At 38.8% G+C, this 17,807-nt stretch carries 14 protein-coding genes; 8 read left to right on the top strand and 6 right to left on the bottom strand.

The genetic code is table 11. From position 1 onward, the window contains the following. Positions 1-60: 60 nt before the first annotated feature. The 4 genes from FJA49_RS03130 to FJA49_RS03115 form a co-directional block, all read right to left on the bottom strand. Positions 61-1,098 (bottom strand): hemin-degrading factor, encoded by a 1,038-nt coding sequence (locus tag FJA49_RS03130; protein WP_139998765.1) that lies wholly within the window; start codon positions 1,096-1,098, stop codon positions 61-63. A gap of 11 nt (positions 1,099-1,109) precedes the next feature. Beyond that, a complete protein-coding gene (locus FJA49_RS03125) occupies positions 1,110-1,886 on the bottom strand; it encodes a heme ABC transporter ATP-binding protein (RefSeq protein ID WP_139998763.1) in 777 nt (258 codons plus the stop codon). Between the two features lies 1 nt (position 1,887). Next, positions 1,888-2,922 carry a FecCD family ABC transporter permease gene (locus FJA49_RS03120; protein WP_139998761.1) on the bottom strand — a complete coding sequence of 345 codons (1,035 nt, stop codon included), beginning with the start codon at positions 2,920-2,922 and terminating at the stop codon, positions 1,888-1,890. 81 nt (positions 2,923-3,003) lie between these two features. Then, positions 3,004-3,885, bottom strand: coding sequence for a heme/hemin ABC transporter substrate-binding protein (locus FJA49_RS03115; RefSeq protein ID WP_139998759.1), 882 nt, complete (start codon positions 3,883-3,885; stop codon positions 3,004-3,006). Between the two features lie 294 nt (positions 3,886-4,179). Here FJA49_RS03115 and FJA49_RS03110 point away from each other — a divergent pair, with 294 nt between their 5' ends. From FJA49_RS03110 to FJA49_RS03080, 7 genes are all read left to right on the top strand, one after another. Continuing rightward, on the top strand, positions 4,180-5,394 hold the full coding sequence (locus tag FJA49_RS03110) for an aminotransferase class V-fold PLP-dependent enzyme (RefSeq protein WP_139998757.1): 1,215 nt from the start codon (positions 4,180-4,182) through the stop codon (positions 5,392-5,394). A gap of 12 nt (positions 5,395-5,406) precedes the next feature. Further along, complete coding sequence (locus FJA49_RS03105) at positions 5,407-5,844, top strand: hypothetical protein (protein ID WP_139998755.1); 438 nt, start codon at positions 5,407-5,409, stop codon at positions 5,842-5,844. Between the two features lie 4 nt (positions 5,845-5,848). Beyond that, positions 5,849-6,274 carry a SufE family protein gene (locus FJA49_RS03100; RefSeq protein WP_139998753.1) on the top strand — a complete coding sequence of 142 codons (426 nt, stop codon included), beginning with the start codon at positions 5,849-5,851 and terminating at the stop codon, positions 6,272-6,274. 16 nt (positions 6,275-6,290) lie between these two features. Beyond that, complete coding sequence (locus FJA49_RS03095; protein ID WP_139998751.1) at positions 6,291-7,010, top strand: hypothetical protein; 720 nt, start codon at positions 6,291-6,293, stop codon at positions 7,008-7,010. Between the two features lie 35 nt (positions 7,011-7,045). Further along, positions 7,046-7,369 carry an SUF system Fe-S cluster assembly protein gene (locus tag FJA49_RS03090; protein ID WP_056066957.1) on the top strand — a complete coding sequence of 108 codons (324 nt, stop codon included), beginning with the start codon at positions 7,046-7,048 and terminating at the stop codon, positions 7,367-7,369. A gap of 131 nt (positions 7,370-7,500) precedes the next feature. After that, a complete protein-coding gene (locus FJA49_RS03085; RefSeq protein WP_139998749.1) occupies positions 7,501-8,004 on the top strand; it encodes a DUF2480 family protein in 504 nt (167 codons plus the stop codon). A gap of 68 nt (positions 8,005-8,072) precedes the next feature. Beyond that, positions 8,073-8,960 carry a DUF3078 domain-containing protein gene (locus FJA49_RS03080; protein ID WP_394344077.1) on the top strand — a complete coding sequence of 296 codons (888 nt, stop codon included), beginning with the start codon at positions 8,073-8,075 and terminating at the stop codon, positions 8,958-8,960. 59 nt (positions 8,961-9,019) lie between these two features. Here the strand turns inward: FJA49_RS03080 and hflX are convergent, their stop codons facing one another. Together hflX and FJA49_RS18655 are read right to left on the bottom strand one after the other, a co-directional pair. Next, a complete protein-coding gene (gene hflX, locus FJA49_RS03075; RefSeq protein ID WP_139998745.1) occupies positions 9,020-10,252 on the bottom strand; it encodes a GTPase HflX in 1,233 nt (410 codons plus the stop codon). Between the two features lie 48 nt (positions 10,253-10,300). Then, positions 10,301-10,408 carry a T9SS type A sorting domain-containing protein gene (locus FJA49_RS18655; RefSeq protein ID WP_139998743.1) on the bottom strand — a complete coding sequence of 36 codons (108 nt, stop codon included), beginning with the start codon at positions 10,406-10,408 and terminating at the stop codon, positions 10,301-10,303. A gap of 478 nt (positions 10,409-10,886) precedes the next feature. Here FJA49_RS18655 and FJA49_RS03065 point away from each other — a divergent pair, with 478 nt between their 5' ends. Further along, positions 10,887-17,756 (top strand): choice-of-anchor J domain-containing protein, encoded by a 6,870-nt coding sequence (locus FJA49_RS03065; RefSeq protein WP_139998741.1) that lies wholly within the window; start codon positions 10,887-10,889, stop codon positions 17,754-17,756. Positions 17,757-17,807: the final 51 nt, after the last annotated feature.

Raw genomic sequence — 17,807 nt, 5'->3', positions numbered from 1 at the left:
AAAAAGCCTGCCATCTGTTTGAGATGGCAGGCAGGATAAAAAATATAGTAAACTAAGTACCTACAAAGTAGCTACCAGGTCTTTCCATTCTTTTAATTCAGGGATACCTGGTTTTCTTTTTCCAAAGAACTGAACGATGATGTCACCCATTTCGTTGAACACTTCAATAGCTGTAACTTCTCCGTCTTCTGTCGGTTTTCTTACAATCCATGTCTGAGCAATTTTAGACATATCCAGGTGCATGTTGAAATCAGGGTCCATTACGTTAAACCAGTCACCGTGCCACATTGTTTTTCTTACCAAACCAGTGTGAATTTGGATGTTTCCTCTGTTTCCTGTAAATACCATGATAGGAAGTTTGCTTTCAGCAGCTCCTTCAAGCATTTTTACGATTACATCCTTTTCTACTTTTTTAGCAAGATTTTCGTTTGGAGCCAAACGCAATGCCTGCGTTCTTGTTACTCCAAATTTGCGAAGCATACCAAAAAATTCGTGTGTGTCTTTCAGATTTTTCCAAGCTGTTTGGAAACCGGCAACATCAATATCAGCATCTGCTTTTTCATCGATGTTTAAAGGTACTTCGATTGCAGATTCTGCAGTTGATTGGTCGTCAGACATGTATTTAGCAACTAATTCGTCAAAAGCAGCTTCGTTGCTGTCTTTTGTCAAATAAATCTTGTGTATAGCCAAGCCATCTTTTCCAAAGAACTGAAGGCTTTTTCTGTCACCGTGCTCTGATTTCTCTTCAACAGCAAAAGCTTTAGCCCAATGACCTATAAAGATACGTAAATCGATATCTTCACCTACAAACAGTCCTGCATGAGGAGAGCTGAAATCAGGGTTAAGATAAATTCCTTTTCTTTCATGAACGCACTCTTCGTTGCGTGTCAAAGCCATTACTTTTCCTAGTTGTTCAACATCAGTCAGTATTGCAGCAAATTCCGGACGAAGCCTTGTAACGGTTTCTCCTACTTGTGTAGCTAGCAATTCTGCCTCACTTACTCCTAGTTTTTCAGCAGCATTGCGGATTCTTAAATTTGGGTTTTCAGCTTTTAGCTTATCCCATTGCGACTTCAGGTTGTTTGTTAATGTATCCATCTGTGTAACTATTATGTTCCAAAAATTATTAAAGGGTTCTGATTTACCGGATTAAGGCAAATTGTGCAAGGAAAATTATACACCTTGCTTATGATTTCTTTTGTAAAGACTTTTTCAGGTTTGTCGTGGCTCACGATTTTTCCTTTTTTCAATAGGAGCACCTGATCAGCAAATTGTGCTGCCAGATTCAGGTCGTGTAATACAACAATGGCTGTATTGCCAAGTTCTGTAAAGTTTTTGATAGTGTGCAATATTTTGTGCTGGTGTAGCACATCAAGATTGTTCAGGGGTTCGTCCAGAAAGACTAGCTTGTGAGCGATATTGTTTTCCAGTTGGGCAAGTACTCTCGCCAAATGGACACGTTGTCTTTCACCTCCTGAAAGTGTATTATAATCACGGTCTTTCATAGAAAGAACGTCGGTTTCTTCCATCGATTTCATTACAGCATCCAAATCGGTTTGATGAGGTACGGAGTTGAAATACGGATAACGACCCATCATTACGACATCGGTTACGGTCAACGGGATGTCATTGCTATTCTGTTGTGAAAATTTAGCCTTATGAAGCGGAAGTTCTTTCTGGTCCCATTCTTCGAATGTTTTTTTCTTGAATGTGATTGGCTCTTCACCGTGCTTCATTTCATTGGCCAACATGCTCAGCAGTGTTGATTTTCCTGCACCGTTTGGCCCGACAATGACAAGTAATTCACCATAATTTACAGAAACGTCGATGTTTTCCAAAATGGAAAACTTTTTATGTGCATATGATATCTTACAAGCTTCTAACATATTACATCGATTTTTTGCTGCGAATTAAAATAGCGATAAAAATTGGCGCTCCCATAAAGGCAGTCAGGATTCCGATTGGAATTTCTGATGGTGCCGCAATGGTCCTGCTTATGGTGTCTGCTGTAAGCAACAAAATACTTCCAAAAACAGCCGACATTGGCAGGATGATATGATAATTCGATTTAAAAATTAATCTCAAAATATAAGGAACAATCAGACCGACAAAGCCGATGTTTCCAGAAAAAGCAACACAGGTTCCAACTAGCAAAGCCGTCAGGATAATGATTCTTTTTTTGATTTTTTCAACCGGAATTCCCAAATGCTGCGCATCTCTTTCGCCCAACATCATTGCGTTCAGTGCTTTTCCTTTAGTAATCAGGAAAGAAAAAGCTACAACAATCACGACGGCAAGGATTGCATTTTTTGTCCAGGTTGCGCCACCCAAGCTTCCCAAATTCCAGAATGTCAAGTCTCTTAATTCTTCTTCTTTCGAAAGATAAATCAAAAAACCTGTGGTAGAAAAGGCCATAGCGGTAACAGCAACTCCAGAAAGCAGCATTACAACCACATTTGTTTTTCCGTTTGAGGTTGAAATCCTATAAACGATTGTCATGGTTAGCAAGGCTCCCAAAAATGCGGCTATACTCAACAACGAGAAGTGAAACACTTCAGGGATGTATGGCTTGATATGGGTTCCAAGAACGATAGTAATTGCTCCAAGAAGTATTGCTCCGGAAGTAATTCCAATCAAATCAGGAGATGCGAGTGGGTTCTTGAACATACCTTGAAGACAGGTTCCCGAAACCGACAATGCACTTCCAATCAGGATGGCCATTACAATTCGCGGCAATCTCAAATCCATCAGAACAAATTTGTCACTTTCAGAAATGGAATTGTCATCATTGATAAGGGCCTTAAAAATCTCAAAGAACGAATGCTTTTCGAATTCGTAAACTCCCATATATAAGGCTGCCGTTGCCAAAATCAGTAACAACAGCAGGCTTAAAAATAGATATAACGGTAACTTATTTTGCATTATAATTATTTCTTCCCCTAAGGGATCAGTGGCATTTTATTTCCTAAACGCTACGCATTCAGGTTTAAAGGCTTTTAGTTTTTATTTAGTAGCTTTAATCAATTCTGCATTCAATGTTGCAGCACCTTCACCAACGCGAGGTCCGAAACCTGAAATTAGAGCACCATCTAAAGCAATAATTTTTTTGTTTTTTCCGGCATTTGTTTTTTCAACGCCTTGAATTTTAAGCAATCCGTCAACACCGCCAAGGCTTTGCAAACCTGTTGTGAACAACAAGATTACATCAGGATTTCCTTTGATTAAAGATTCTGGAGTTAAAGGTTTGAAATCGTCAAATTCTGTGATAGCGTTTTGTCCGCCAGCCAAAGCAATTGTTTTTTCAACCGGAGTGTTTTTACCAGCAACCATCAATGTTCCGGCACCTCTTGCATAAATAAACAATACTTTTGGAGCTTTAGCAATTGGCTGTACTTTTGCTAAATCAGCGTCTACTTTGTCTGTTAGCGCTTTGAAGTCAGAATTTTTGATAATCCCAGCAACATCAGCAATTAATTTTTTTGTTCCTTCCGGAGAAAATTCTTGTGTCAGGATATGTGCTTCGATTCCTGCAGCTTTGATTTTTTCAGCTAGTTCAGGACTCATGTCTTTATCAGTTCCAATGATTACTGTTGGCTTCAATGCAACAATCGATTCGATAGTAATAGAGCGAACGTGGCCTAAGTCTTTGGCAGTTGCTTTAACCGTTTCAGGATAAGTTGAAGTTACATCAACACCTACTATTTCTTTTTCATGACCTAAAGCGGCAACAATTTCTGTTACAGCTCCATTTAGTGAAACAATTTTTAGGCCTTCGGCTTTTTCAACCGGAGTTTCTGGAGTTTCTTCTTTCTTAGCTTCTTCTTTTTTACATGAAAAGACTGCTAATGAAACAATTGCAAGGACAAGAACGCTTATTTTTTTCATTGTAGTTGAGTTTGTTATTTTAAATAAATCTAAATAATGGCAAAACTATAACTATTTTTGTAGCCTTGAAAGTAAAAAATCTTAAAAGTTTCCTTAAATTACTGTAAGACGATGTTTTGGCAACTATTATATAGGTTTTTCCTGCCTACGATTGGGTTATCTTACTAATCTAAGGCTTTTTGGATGAATTTTCAGGTCTGTTTTGAACGGACATAACTAAATTTTAATTCTATCTTAATTCTTAACTGTATTAAATAAACATACCGTAAATTTGCATCTATTTCCAGATATAAAATGTTAGACATTCAATCCATTCGAGCCCAATTTCCAATACTTTCGCAGAAAGTGAACGGTAAGCCGTTGGTTTATTTTGATAATGCGGCTACCTCACAAAAACCTAAAGTGGTTATTGATGCCATCTCGGCCTATTATGAAGAAATCAATGCCAATATTCATCGTGGTGTGCATAAGCTAAGCCAACTGGCGACTGATGCATATGAGATTTCCCGTAGCAAAATACAACATCATATTAATGCTAAGTACAACCATGAAGTAATTTTTACTTCAGGAACTACCCATGGAATCAATTTGGTTTCCAATGGATTTGCTTCTGTTTTAAAGGCAGGAGATGAGGTGATGGTTTCAGCTTTGGAACACCATTCGAACATAGTACCTTGGCAAATGCTTTGCGAACGTACGGGCGCAAAGCTGATTGTGATTCCGATGAATAACGAGGGAGAATTAATACTGGAAGAATTTGAAAAATTGCTTTCAGAAAAAACCAAAATAGTTACAGTCAACCATATTTCGAATGCGTTAGGAACGATTAATCCAATAAAGGAAATTATCAAAAAAGCACACGAGGTAGGAGCTGCTGTCTTAATTGACGGAGCGCAGGCCGCACCGCATATAAAGCCAGATGTTCAGGAGCTGGATTGTGATTTTTATGTTTTTTCTGGACATAAGATCTGCGGGCCAACAGGCAGCGGGATTTTATACGGAAAAGAAGCGTGGTTGAATAAATTACCGCCGTATCAAGGTGGAGGTGAAATGATTAAGGAAGTCACATTTGAAAAGACAACCTATGCGGAACTTCCTCATAAGTTTGAAGCAGGAACTCCTAATATTGAAGGTGGAATTGTGCTTGGAACAGCAATCGATTATCTGAATTCGGTGGGATTTGATAACATTGCAGCTTATGAACACGAACTTTTAGAATACGGCACCCAACGTTTGCTAGAGATTGAAGGGTTAAAGATTTACGGAACTTCTAAAAATAAGACTTCTGTAATTTCATTTAATATAGAAGGCATCCATCCGTATGATATCGGAGCTATTGTAGACAAGTTAGGAATTGCGGTAAGAACGGGGCATCACTGTGCTCAGCCAATTATGAGTTTCTTTAATATTCCGGGAACCGTAAGAGCTTCTTTTGCATTCTACAATACGAAAGAAGAAATTGATGCTTTGGTAGAGGCTGTCAAAAAAGCTAAAACCATGTTATCCTAAAAATAGAGTAGTATGAAAATTTTATCTGCATTTGTAATGATTTTAGTTCTGGCAAAAGGCTGTAACAGCTCAGAACTAAGAAAAGAGAGCGAAAACATTTCTTTTGAATATGAGGCTACAACCCGTGGCAACTATCGTAAAATAATTGCGAAGCAGGACACCATCTTTACGATAAAAAGCAGAAAAGGGGAGGCCGTTGAAAAAAAACTTTCACGTAGCGATTGGAACAGTATGCTGGATCTGTTGGCAAAAATAGATAAGGGAAATATGCAAAATCTGAAAGCGCCTTCTGAAAAACGGTTTTATGATGGTGCCATGATTGCAGGCCTTACGGTAATTTACAAGCAGGATACCTATAAAAGCAATTCATTTGATCATGGAAATCCACCAGAAGAAATAAAAAAATTGGTCGAAAAAATCATTTCGGCTTCTGATTTGAACAAAGAGTAAGACAATGACAATTCAAGAAATACAAGAAGAAATTAAGGACGAATTCTCCATGTTTGACGAGGAGAATTGGGATGAAAGATACCAATATGTAATTGACATGGGCAAGACACTGCCCTTGATTGATGAGCAGTACAAAACCGATGTTAATATTATCAAAGGTTGCCAATCAAAAGTCTGGTTACATGCAGAACAGAAAGACGGGCAGATTGTTTTTACGGCAGACAGTGATGCCATTCTGACTAAAGGAATTATTGCCATCCTGATTCGTGCTTTTTCAGGTCAGAAAGCTTCTGACATTCTGGATGCCGATACTAAATTTATTGATGACATCGGATTAAAGGAACATTTGTCTCCAACACGTGCCAACGGATTGGTATCCATGATTAAGCAGATTAAGATGTATGCCTTGGCTTTTCAATCTAAAAACTAACCCAAACAAATTTAAAATGATACAAAAATGCTTTTTTCTCGTTTCTCTTTTCTTTGTGAGCCTGACTTTTGGTCAAAATGCCAAGCCGAAGGACTATTCAAAGATTAAGTTTGTTTATGAAAAAGTGTCAAACTATCATTTGGATGAAAAAGGTATATATGCCGATACATTGCTGTTGCAACAGGATTTGAAAAAGAATAAGTACGAAAAGGTAGCTTCTCCGGTTGATTCTCAGACTATCTTAGGGTTTATAGCCTATGATAAGCTGTCTTCAAAAGAAAAGAAAAGAATTGCCAGCTCTATTTTCCACAATGCGGAATTAATTTCAGGAGAATACGACAAAAAGACCAATACAACTGTGCTTCAGGTTATCAGGAAAGACCATGACATTTTTAAGAAAATTAAACAATATCTTAAAAGAAATGTGGATGGGGTAAATTCTACGATTGAAATTAATTATGCTACACGCCAATATAAAAATAGCAATGTAAACACTACTACTGTAAAAAGTTTTGATGAGGTAGGCCTAAAAATTACATATGAAGGGAAAAGCAGCGGTTTTTATGCTTTTCAGAATAAAGATACTGGCGAAGAAATCAAAGTAATTGTTGATTTTAAAGAGAACCTGCCTGCTGTCGTTCTTCCGGATATGGTGTTGCTAAACAACACTGCAGGAGTTAATACAGTTTCCACTCTTCGAGGTATTGCTTACCTTAAATCTGTTAGCTATGAATAATTGTTTAATAGACTAAAAAGTTATAAAAAAATAGTATGGAACAAGAAATAGACACTAATCAATTGGGCGAGGATATCGTCAAAATATTGAAGACCATTTATGATCCGGAGATTCCGGTAGATATTTATGAGCTTGGGCTTATTTACGATGTAATGGTCAATACAGATTATGAAGTCAAGATATTAATGACATTGACTTCTCCAAACTGCCCTGTGGCAGAAAGTCTTCCGAAAGAAGTGGAAGAAAAAATCAACAAAATAGACAACGTAAAAGCTACCGAAGTCGAAATCACTTTTGATCCGCCTTGGAGCAAAGACTTGATGAGTGAAGAAGCTAAATTAGAACTAGGAATGCTGTAGATTAGTTGAGAGTTGAAAGTGGATAGTTTATAGTTGGGGTTTGCCATTATATTAAGTGCACTCTCACTATAAACTATCCACTCTCAACTAAAAACTACCCACTATCCATTATCCATTTTCAACTATCCACTATGGAAGAGATTATAAATAAAGTAGCAAACAGCACATTAGAAGTATTTGATTTAGAAGATTATTATCCAAAAGGGGAGCGTGTGGAATTAGATATTTCGCAATGGCTTTTGGAAGGTTTTCTTTTGCGTGAAAAGGATTTTCGTGAACATCTGAAACAACACGATTGGTCACAGTATGCAGATAAGTATGTTGCAGTTTTTTGCAGTACGGATGCTATCATTCCGGGTTGGGCTTTTATTCTCGTGACTATATATCTGACTCCTTTTGCTAAAAAAGTGGCCAATGGCAGGCTGGAAGATTTGGAAAATTCGCTGTATGAAGAAATTCTTCCAACTCTGGATTATACCCAATACGAAGGTAAGCCGGTCATTATTAAAGGATGTTCCAGAAAGCCAGTTCCAACAGGAGCCTATCTATTGGCAGCACAAAAATTGCATCCTTTTGCCCGAAGCATTATGTATGGTGAGGCTTGTTCTGCAGTGCCCTTGTATAAGAAAAAATAACATTTTTAGTACTTTTTTCTGTGTTAAAAAGCTGTATTTAATACCTTTGTTAAAAAACAGGAAAGATGATAAAAAAGTTCACCTTACTACTGCTTTGCTTTTTCGGAATGACAAATGCCAAAGCCCAAGAGCCATCAGCTGCAGCAGCAGATACTACTAAAACATGGCAAACCAAAGGAAATGCGTCTCTTCTTTTTAACCAATCTACCTTTGACAACTGGCTGGCGGGTGGTGAGAACAACATCTCAGGAACCCTCGGTGTCAATTATGATTTTAATTACAAGAAAGATGATGTGACATGGGATAACAAGGTTATCGCATCGTACGGTATCGTTAAAACACGAACCAGTTCATTTGCAAAGAAAACAGACGACCGTTTAGAACTGAACTCTTTACTGGGTAAAAAGTTTAAGCCGGACAGCCGTTGGTATTATTCAGCATTCCTAAACTTCAGAACACAATTTACCAAAGGTTATGAGTATGGAAAAGATCCTGATGGAGCGGAAATAAGAAAAGAAATTACCAATTTCCTTTCTCCTGCCTATCTTACTTTTGGTCCGGGTATCTTATGGAAAAGGGACGATAATTTGAAATTCAACTTTGCGCCTGCTACTTCAAAAATCACTTTTGTAGACAAGAATTTTACGCTTCCGAACGAAGGGTATTTTGGCGTAAAGGAAGGCAAGTCGCTGCGTTATGAGCTGGGTGCTTATGCATCTGCTTACTACAAGTTGGACATCATGGCCAATGTAACTTTTGAGAATATATTGAGCCTGTATTCAAATTACCTTGAAGATCCGCAAAATGTGGATATAGATTATCAGCTGAATATCGTGATGAAAATCAACAAGTATCTTTCTACCAATTTGTCGTTTCAGACAATTTATGACGACAATGCTTTCCGAGGTTTCCAAATCAGGCAAGTATTTGGGGTAGGAGCCAACTATGGTTTTTAAGAAATTATATATAAAGAAAAAGCCTTCCGATTTGGAAGGCTTTTTTTATTGAAATATTCTTAGTCGGCGTTTTTGTCTTCCGGAGCTTCTTTATAATCCGGATACAAGAATTTATTATAGGGAAAACGTGTAATATGAATTTCTCTTACGGCTTCATATACTTTTTCACGAAACTCTTCAAAATTCTCCTTGTTAAGCGCAGAAATAAACAGAGCCCTGTTTTCCCCCATACGTGACATCCAGGTATCTTTCCATTCTTCTAGTGTATAGTGTTTGGTTGTCTTTTCCGTAATCAGATCATCGGCATCTATAGTCAGGTGTTTGTACGAATCAATCTTATTAAAGACCATGATGGTTGGCTTGTCAGCACTTTTGATGTCGGCCAAAATCTGGTTTACAGATTCGATATGGTCTTCAAAATCAGGATGTGAAATATCTACAACATGCAGTAACAAATCTGCTTCACGCACTTCATCCAACGTACTTTTAAACGATTCAACAAGCTGAGTAGGCAATTTGCGAATGAATCCCACTGTATCGGATAACAGGAACGGCAGGTTTTTGATAACAACCTTCCGTACAGTAGTATCCAATGTAGCAAACAGTTTGTTTTCGACAAAAACCTCACTCTTGCTGATAACGTTCATCAATGTTGATTTACCCACGTTGGTATAACCTACTAAAGCCACACGAACCATAGCGCCTCGGTTGCTTCGCTGTACTGACATTTGTTTGTCAATGACCTTAATCTTGTCCTTTAGCAAGGCAATACGGTCACGAACAATACGCCTGTCCGTTTCGATTTCCGTTTCCCCGGGACCACGCATCCCGATACCTCCTTTTTGGCGTTCCAAGTGCGTCCACATACCAGATAGCCTAGGCAATAGGTATTGGCATTGAGCCAATTCTACCTGTGTCCGAGCATAAGATGTTTCGGCACGTTGTGCAAAAATATCCAAGATGAGGTTCGTCCTGTCCAGTACTTTGCAGTTTAGTATTTTGGTGATATTCTTTTGCTGTGAAGGCGAAAGTTCATCGTCAAAAATAACCGTATTGATACTGTGTTCTTTTACGTAGTGGTTGATTTCGTCCATTTTTCCGGTACCTAAAAAGGTCTTCGGATTAGGACGCTCCATTTTCTGTGAGAAGCGTTTTACAACTTCTCCACCGGCCGTATAGGTCAGGAATTCGAGCTCATCGAGATATTCGTTGAGTTTTTCTTCATTTTGGTGTTGCGTGATAATCCCCACAACTACCGTCTTTTCAAACTTTATAGTTTCCTTTTCTAACATAAGTGCAAAGATAAAAACAGTTTGGCTAATAACAGGAGTGCCAAAAGATTATTTTTTCATGAGTACTTTTTGAACGGTGCTATTGCCGCCTGTTATTTGAGCATAATAATATCCGCTTGGAAGATTCGACAAATTTATTCCCAATAGTAAGTCCATTTTAATTTCGAATAAAGCAAGGGCCAAAAAGCAATTATTAAATTAATTAAATTAAATGGTTAATAAAAGAAGTAAACATATTTATATAAGAAAAATCCTTTTCCTTTATAAAGCTTAGATGCTTTTTAGGCGCAAAGACTGTTTTAGGGTTTCTCATGACGCCTTATATCGTCTTTTTGCATGAATTTTAATGCAAAATACGATTTATTGCATAATGTTTCACAAAAGATGTTAAAATGCAATGTTTTTTGTAAAACAGCAGGTTTTTTGGCATAAACTTTAAAAAAATCAATAAAAATTACCTTAAAAAAAGAATAAATGTTCCGTGTAAAACAAGCTATAGACCCAAAAACTATGGATATTCACAAAACAATTTAGTTAAATGTCATTTTTTTGTTACGATATTCTTAAAAATAGTTAAATTTGGAGTTCTTAAATTTTTATCAAAATATATTAAACAACCTAAACTTTTCATTTTATGAAAAAAATTACGTTATTACTTCTTACCTTTTTCATCTCTCTAGTCGCCTATGGGCAAGGCCTGACAGAGAATTTTGATGGAGGTACGACACTCCCTGGTGGTTGGACCCAGTTCAATAACGGGCAGGGTGCACAACAAAGAGTTTGGACGATCAATACGAATCCAACTTTTTCTGTGTCACCTAATAATTCTGCATTTATACAGAATTACCAAATTGGAATGGGAAACACTTCGAGAGACTGGTTAGTCACTACTCGGGTCACCCTTCCAGAAAATGCCCAATTACAATTTATGACCAGGGCCTTCCTGAATCAAGATCAAGGAACCATCTATGAGGTTCGTGTTTCAAGAGATGCGAATCCGGCAACTACAACAGCTTATACTTTAGCTGAAGACTGGTCCGAACAGGAATTAAATCCTGATGGGATTTATAAAGAGGATGGTACCACGCCACATTGGGATGAAAAAACAGTTAATCTGAAAGCGCTGGGCTATAATGCCGGTGAACAGGTTTATATTGCTTTTATCCGTGTTTTTGCGCAACCAACAGGTGCCCTTGGAGGTGACCGTTGGTATGTTGACGATGTACGTGTTTCTAAAAAATGTGAGATGCCTATAGGCATGGGGGCACCTACCATTAATATGACCAATGCGGTGCTTACATGGAATGTTCCTGCGGGAGGTGCTAATGACTTTGAATTGGTTATTGTTCGTGATGACCAAACAATTGATCAAGGCACAGTTATAAACGTAACAGGTTTGACCTATACTACACCTAACACATTAACTCCTGATACCAATTATAAGTACTATATAAGAGCAGTCTGCTCTCCTACTAATAAGAGTGACTGGACGGCACCGTATTTCTTTACGACGGCCGCTTTGGGAGAAACGTGTGCGGATCCTATCGTGATTCCAGGAATACCGTATTCTACTAATAACAATACTGCCAATTCAAATGACAGAACTGATATAGCTCAAGGAGCTACTTGTGGAGCTGTTCCGGCAGGTACAAATTATATGACGGGTAACGAAGTGTTTTATTCTTTCGTGGCTCCAACAACCGGAGATATCCGAGTTGAAATGACACCAACCGGGCCAAACTCCGGTGTATTTGTATACAACAGTTGTATTAACGTTGGAGTAAGCTGTATTGCGGGTGTGGCAAACACTGGAAGCGGTACAAGAGTAATTCCTGCAATAAACGTTGTGGCAGGACAGACTTATATTATTGTTATTTCTTCTACTAGTGCTACACAAACTGTAGGTTACTATTTAGAGTTGCAATATGTAACTTGTCCGGAGCCTACTAACCTAAGTGCGCCGGTTGTTAATCAGACTGGAGTTGAATTATCATGGAATAACCCTGACCCTACGTATGCTGCTTGGGAGGTGGCTATCCAACCAGCAGGAGCAGCGATTCCTGGTCAAGGTGTTTCAGGTGTCCCAGTAACTTCAAGTACAAATGTTCCATTTGCGACAGATCTTGCAGGAAATCCAATTGTTGGTTCAACTGCATACCAATATTGGGTAAGAGCATTGTGTGTGGTAGGTGGTACGACTTATAGCCCATGGGCAGGTCCATTTGAATTCTTTACACCAATATGTGACGCTACTTTGCCAAATGCGCAATGTATCCATAATTTCAGGCTGACCGGTACTAACGGATGGCAAGGAGCGGTTATGCATGTACGTCAAAACGGTATTACCGTTAAAGTATTAGGTCCGCAATTTACATCAGGTAGTTCTTTGGTGGTTCCGGTGCCGTTATGTAACGGTATTCCGTTTGAACTAGTATGGGTAACTGGAGGTACAGCACAGGCTAGCGTTGGAATTGTTGTCCAAAACTCATTCGGACAATTATTATATCAAAAAACGGCAGGTACAGGAGCACCAGGTGCTACGCCATTGCATACGGAAATGGTAGATTGCGAATTCCCAAAATGTCCTCCTCCAATTAACTTAGGAGTGACAGCAGTTACATCTAGTGGAGCTACTCTAACTTGGACACCGGCTTCACTTCCTTCAGGACCAACTACGGAATGGGAAATTTATTTGGAAAGACAAGATATAGCAATTGCACCTAATAATGCTACTCCGGTCGATTTGGCTAATGCTACAACAGTTCGTCCTAATCCAAGAACCGGATTGATTTCAGATACTCAATATGTATACTATATCAGAACTATTTGTGGTCCTAACAGGACAAGTGCATGGGTAGGTCCTTTTACATTCAGAACAGGAGTATCTTGTGGTATTCCTACAGCTCAAGGCGTACGAAACCAACAGACAACAAGAGTAGACTTATTCTGGACGCAACCTGCGTTAGGAGGAGCTACTAACTGGCAGGTAGTAGTACAAGACGTAGGAGCAGGAGCTCCTACATATAATGACACCAGAGCTGTTGATATAACAAACGGAGGAACATATGGATCTGGAGTTGCTGGAGCTGTTGGTTCGGCATTGACTCCGGCAAGACAATATGAGTATTATGTAAGAGCGGTTTGTTCAACTTCTCCGTTAGACGTTAGTCGTTGGGTAGGACCATTCGTATTCTCAACTGCTTGCGAAACATTACCAGTTCCTTATTCTGAAGGATTCAACAGTACTTCGGCTAATCAGCTTTGCTGGTCTGTATTGAGTGTTCAAGGTACTAACACATGGAACATGAATGATACAGCTACTCCTTTTGAAGGAAACGAAGTAGCTACTTTTACTCCTAATAATGGTACAGCTAATGACGACTGGTTGATTTCACCAAAGTTAGATTTAAGACAAAACTATAGAATTCGATATAAATACAAGGCAGGTAGCGCAACAGCAGCTAATACACTTCAAGTTTTGATTACAAATGTTGGAAGTAATGGAAATATTGCTCCAACTGATTTTAATACAACAACTCCATTATGGAGCGGTAGCTTGACAAATACAGTGTATCAGGAGCGTATTATTAATCTTATTGGTCGTGGTAGTGCTACTGTTGATGGAGATGTAGTAAACATTGCTTTCCGTATTCCACCAGGAACAAACAACGCAAACAAGATCTTTATTGACGATGTAGTAATTGAGCCAATCCCGCCATGTCCGGATCCTATGGATTTAGGAATAGTGACAGGTAGCATCACGTCTACTTCTGCACAAGTATTCTGGACACCTGGATATCAGGAAACACAATGGCAGGTAGCGGTTCAGCCACTTGGAACAGGAGTTCCTGCAGCTACTTTCGCTGGACCTGTTACAACAAATAACATCAACTTCCTTGCGAATACGAATACCGTTAACGGTACTCCGTTACAACCAGGAAATCAATATGAAGTATATGTAAGAGCTATATGTGCTGATCCAAATGTAAGCCAATGGATAGGACCTATCGTATTCAGAACGCTTCTTTGCGAAACGGTTGATATGTGTGCGTATACTTTCACAATGACTGATACTGCGTCTAACGGATGGGGAGCAGGAGTTAATATGAGCGTTATCCAAAACGGATTGGTTGTTGCTACTTTGAACGGTCCTGCAAACGGACAGGCTTCATCAACACAGATAGTTAATTTCTGTCCAGGAGTACAATTTGAATTATTCTGGAACCCAAGTGGTGCTACTCCGGCTAACTTAGCTCAGGTAGGTGTATCGATTACTAATTTCTACGGAGAAGTGGTTTATACTAAACCAGCTGGAACAGGAAGACCAAACAGTCGTTTGTATAGAGGTATGCCTTATTGTTCTACAATTACCTGTCCTTATCCAACTAACCTGACAGTGGAGCAGACTTCGTCTTCTTCAGCCAACATTAGCTGGACGCCAGGAGGAACAGAAACACTATGGGAATATGTTTTCCAACCTGCAGGAGGTCCTTACCCAGGGTCATTGCCTGGAACACGTGTAAACGTGCCTAATGCAAACATTTTAGGATTGCCGGTTGCAATACCTCAAGAATATTATGTAAGAGCTATTTGTGGACCAGATAACATTAGTTATTGGTCAGGACCATATGAATTTACACTTTACAACTCACCAGGTTGTATTGGTGTCGATATTGAAGGTGTGACAATGTCAATTGGAGAAGAAAAGCTTCTTTGTCCTAGCGATAATTGTATTGATTTGACCGCAACTTATTTCCAAACACAGGCAACTACAAGTTATAGAGTAGAAAGTGTTGACTATGCGCCACCTTTCCCACTAGCGGGTACTTCTACAAGTATTGTACTTCCTATTACTGTAGATGATGACTGGTCGCCACTTGTTGATTTGACGCTATTAAGTGATCCTACAGGAAATAGCAGACCGTTTAATTTCTGTTTCTTTGGAGACTCTTATAGCAAATTATTAGTAACAGATAACGGCGCAATTACATTTAGTATTGCGGGACCGCAAGGAAATGGAGGTATGTATACACCATCAGGACCTAATGCAGGATATCAGCTATTTAACAATAGTACGATTCCATTGATTCCGGCTATGACTCAAACAATTCAATTGCCATACAGAAATTCTATTTCTGGAGTATTACAGGATTTGGATCCAGGTAACTCACCTATAGATGCTTCGATCAACTATACAGTTCTTGGTACTGCTCCTTGTAGAGCTTTCGTATTGAATTTTTATAAACTGTCTCTTTGGGGTGGTGCTTGTAACACTGGTGAAAAGCAGACCAGCCAGATTGTTTTATATGAGGGAAGTAACATCATTGATGTATATGTAGAAAAAAGAACTTCTTGTGCGGGCCATAATGGTGGACGTGGTGTTATTGGTCTTCAAGGAGATACAAATACAGAGTTTGCTGTTCCTCCTGGAAGAAATACAGGAACTTGGCAAGCAGAGCGTGAAGCTTGGAGATTTATTCCAAACGGAGCTAACTCTAACGTAGTTTTCAAATGGCTTAAAGATGGAGAGTTTTACAGTAATGACCTAACTGTTAACGTTTGTGTTGATGATGTAAACTTAATGCAGGCTGTAGCTTTGTATGACAAGTGTGATGGAACTAGCTTTGAAAGAAAAGCTGAAGTAACTTTAAAAGTAGATGAGTTCCCAATCAATGAGCCAAATGATTTACTTGCATGTACAGGTAACACTGCTCCGTTTGATTTAACAGTAAATACAGCGGTAATCCTTGATGGCGTTGCTAATGCTGCTGATTATGAAATATCTTACTACTTGACACCGGAAGAAGCTGAAGACGGATCTACTCCAGGAATTACTTCTGTTATTTCTACAGTTTTAGCTCCTATTTATGTTAGAATTGAAAAGATTTCAACTGGATGTTATGTGACAAGAGACTTTAATGTTGATCCAAGTTCTCCACTACCTGTATTTACAGTAACAGGAGACAGAATACTTTGTGAAGGAGATTCTACTACTATAACTGTAGAGGCGACTAACTTTGTTGTTGGTGATGCTGATTTTGAATGGACATTGCCTGATGGAACTATTTCTACCCAGACAGGACCTACATTCGATATTACTGCGGCAACAGCTGCTGATGCTGGAACTTATAGTGTGAAAGTTACAACAGGTTGTGATGAAACCTTAGAATTTACTGTAGAAGTAAATAGTATCGATACGGATTTCACTTATCCTACACCGGTTTGTCCTTCAGGTACTATTAGTCCAACGCCAGTAACAGCTGCGACATTTACAGCAGGTGGAAGCTATACAATTTCTCCAGCATTGCCAATTGATCCGGCTACCGGAACAATTACTCTTGACGGAGCAACAGCAGGTGACTATATTGTTACTTATACAGTAACTCCTGCAATTACGAATTGTACAGATGATAAGATAGGCCAGTTTGCAATAACTATAGCCGGTACTACTATCCTGCCAGTGGTTACGTTCAATTATACAACACCAGTTTGTAAAAGCGCTACTACAAATCCAATGCCTAATTTGGCACCGAATTTTACAACTGGAGGACAGTTCACTTCGACAGATGCTAACATTTCTGTGAATTTGACAACAGGAGAAATTAACCTGGCAAATACACAGCCTGGTACTTATACGATTAACTATTTAATACCAGCTGATCCTGCACAATGTAAAGCAGGAGGAACGTTTGATGCAACTATTGTAATTACTAATGCTATTACACCAGTAACAAGCTTTGGTTATGCTGATGATAGTTTCTGTTCAGGTGGTGTTCAAGTAGGACAATTGCCAACTGGTACTTTTGATGCCGGTGGACGATTTACGGTTGAACCTGCTACAGGATTAAATGTTAATACTACTACAGGTGAATTTATGCCAGGCACAACTACACCAGGAACGTATGTGATTAAGTATGTAATAGAAGCTGACCCTGCACTATGCCGTAGCAGATCAGAGTCTTCATATACTGTGACTATTGAGAATACATTTGATATCACTATTACTGACGAATGCCGAAACAATGAATATGTTCTTATTGCTGAACCTTCAGATCCAAGCTATACTTTCGTATGGAAAGATGCTCTAGGTGCTCCGGTTGGAACAAACAGCAATATCTTTAATGTTTCGCAATATGTTGCAAACCTTTCAGGGGAGCCTCAGTATCCATTGAACTTTACGGTAACTATCAGTACAGCTACTGGTTGTCAGAATGTGAAACCGGTAACAGTGGAAAGTACTTTCTGTGATATTCAGAAGGGTATTTCGCCAAACAACGACGGTAAAAATGATTATTTTGACCTAGCTGGTTTCAATGTGAAGAAATTGAGTATCTTTAACCGCTATGGAACGGAAGTTTACAGTCGTACGAACTATACTAATCAATGGAGAGGTCAGTCTAACAAAGACAAAGAGTTACCTGACGGAACCTACTATTATGTAATAGAGCGTAGCGGTGTACCTTCTAAAACAGGATGGATTCAAATCAATAGACAAACAAAATAGATATGTCAATAACACTGCCTGCTGTATGGCGGGCAGTGTTTTGATACTATA

Source organism: Flavobacterium microcysteis, from assembly GCF_006385255.1.
Taxonomy (GTDB): domain Bacteria; phylum Bacteroidota; class Bacteroidia; order Flavobacteriales; family Flavobacteriaceae; genus Flavobacterium; species Flavobacterium microcysteis.
This window is presented reverse-complemented; position numbering and strand designations above follow the sequence as displayed.

Excerpts from the sequence above, each read along its gene's own strand:
- FJA49_RS03130 (WP_139998765.1), bottom strand. The coding sequence starts at position 1,098 with ATGGATACATTAACAAACAACCTGAAGTCGCAATGGGATAAGCTAAAA.
- FJA49_RS03125 (WP_139998763.1), bottom strand. The coding sequence starts at position 1,886 with ATGTTAGAAGCTTGTAAGATATCATATGCACATAAAAAGTTTTCCATT.
- FJA49_RS03120 (WP_139998761.1), bottom strand. The coding sequence starts at position 2,922 with ATGCAAAATAAGTTACCGTTATATCTATTTTTAAGCCTGCTGTTGTTA.
- FJA49_RS03115 (WP_139998759.1), bottom strand. The coding sequence starts at position 3,885 with ATGAAAAAAATAAGCGTTCTTGTCCTTGCAATTGTTTCATTAGCAGTC.
- FJA49_RS03110 (WP_139998757.1), top strand. The coding sequence starts at position 4,180 with ATGTTAGACATTCAATCCATTCGAGCCCAATTTCCAATACTTTCGCAG.
- FJA49_RS03105 (WP_139998755.1), top strand. The coding sequence starts at position 5,407 with ATGAAAATTTTATCTGCATTTGTAATGATTTTAGTTCTGGCAAAAGGC.
- FJA49_RS03100 (WP_139998753.1), top strand. The coding sequence starts at position 5,849 with ATGACAATTCAAGAAATACAAGAAGAAATTAAGGACGAATTCTCCATG.
- FJA49_RS03095 (WP_139998751.1), top strand. The coding sequence starts at position 6,291 with ATGATACAAAAATGCTTTTTTCTCGTTTCTCTTTTCTTTGTGAGCCTG.
- FJA49_RS03090 (WP_056066957.1), top strand. The coding sequence starts at position 7,046 with ATGGAACAAGAAATAGACACTAATCAATTGGGCGAGGATATCGTCAAA.
- FJA49_RS03085 (WP_139998749.1), top strand. The coding sequence starts at position 7,501 with ATGGAAGAGATTATAAATAAAGTAGCAAACAGCACATTAGAAGTATTT.
- hflX (WP_139998745.1), bottom strand. The coding sequence starts at position 10,252 with ATGTTAGAAAAGGAAACTATAAAGTTTGAAAAGACGGTAGTTGTGGGG.
- FJA49_RS18655 (WP_139998743.1), bottom strand. The coding sequence starts at position 10,408 with ATGGACTTACTATTGGGAATAAATTTGTCGAATCTTCCAAGCGGATAT.
- FJA49_RS03065 (WP_139998741.1), top strand. The coding sequence starts at position 10,887 with ATGAAAAAAATTACGTTATTACTTCTTACCTTTTTCATCTCTCTAGTC.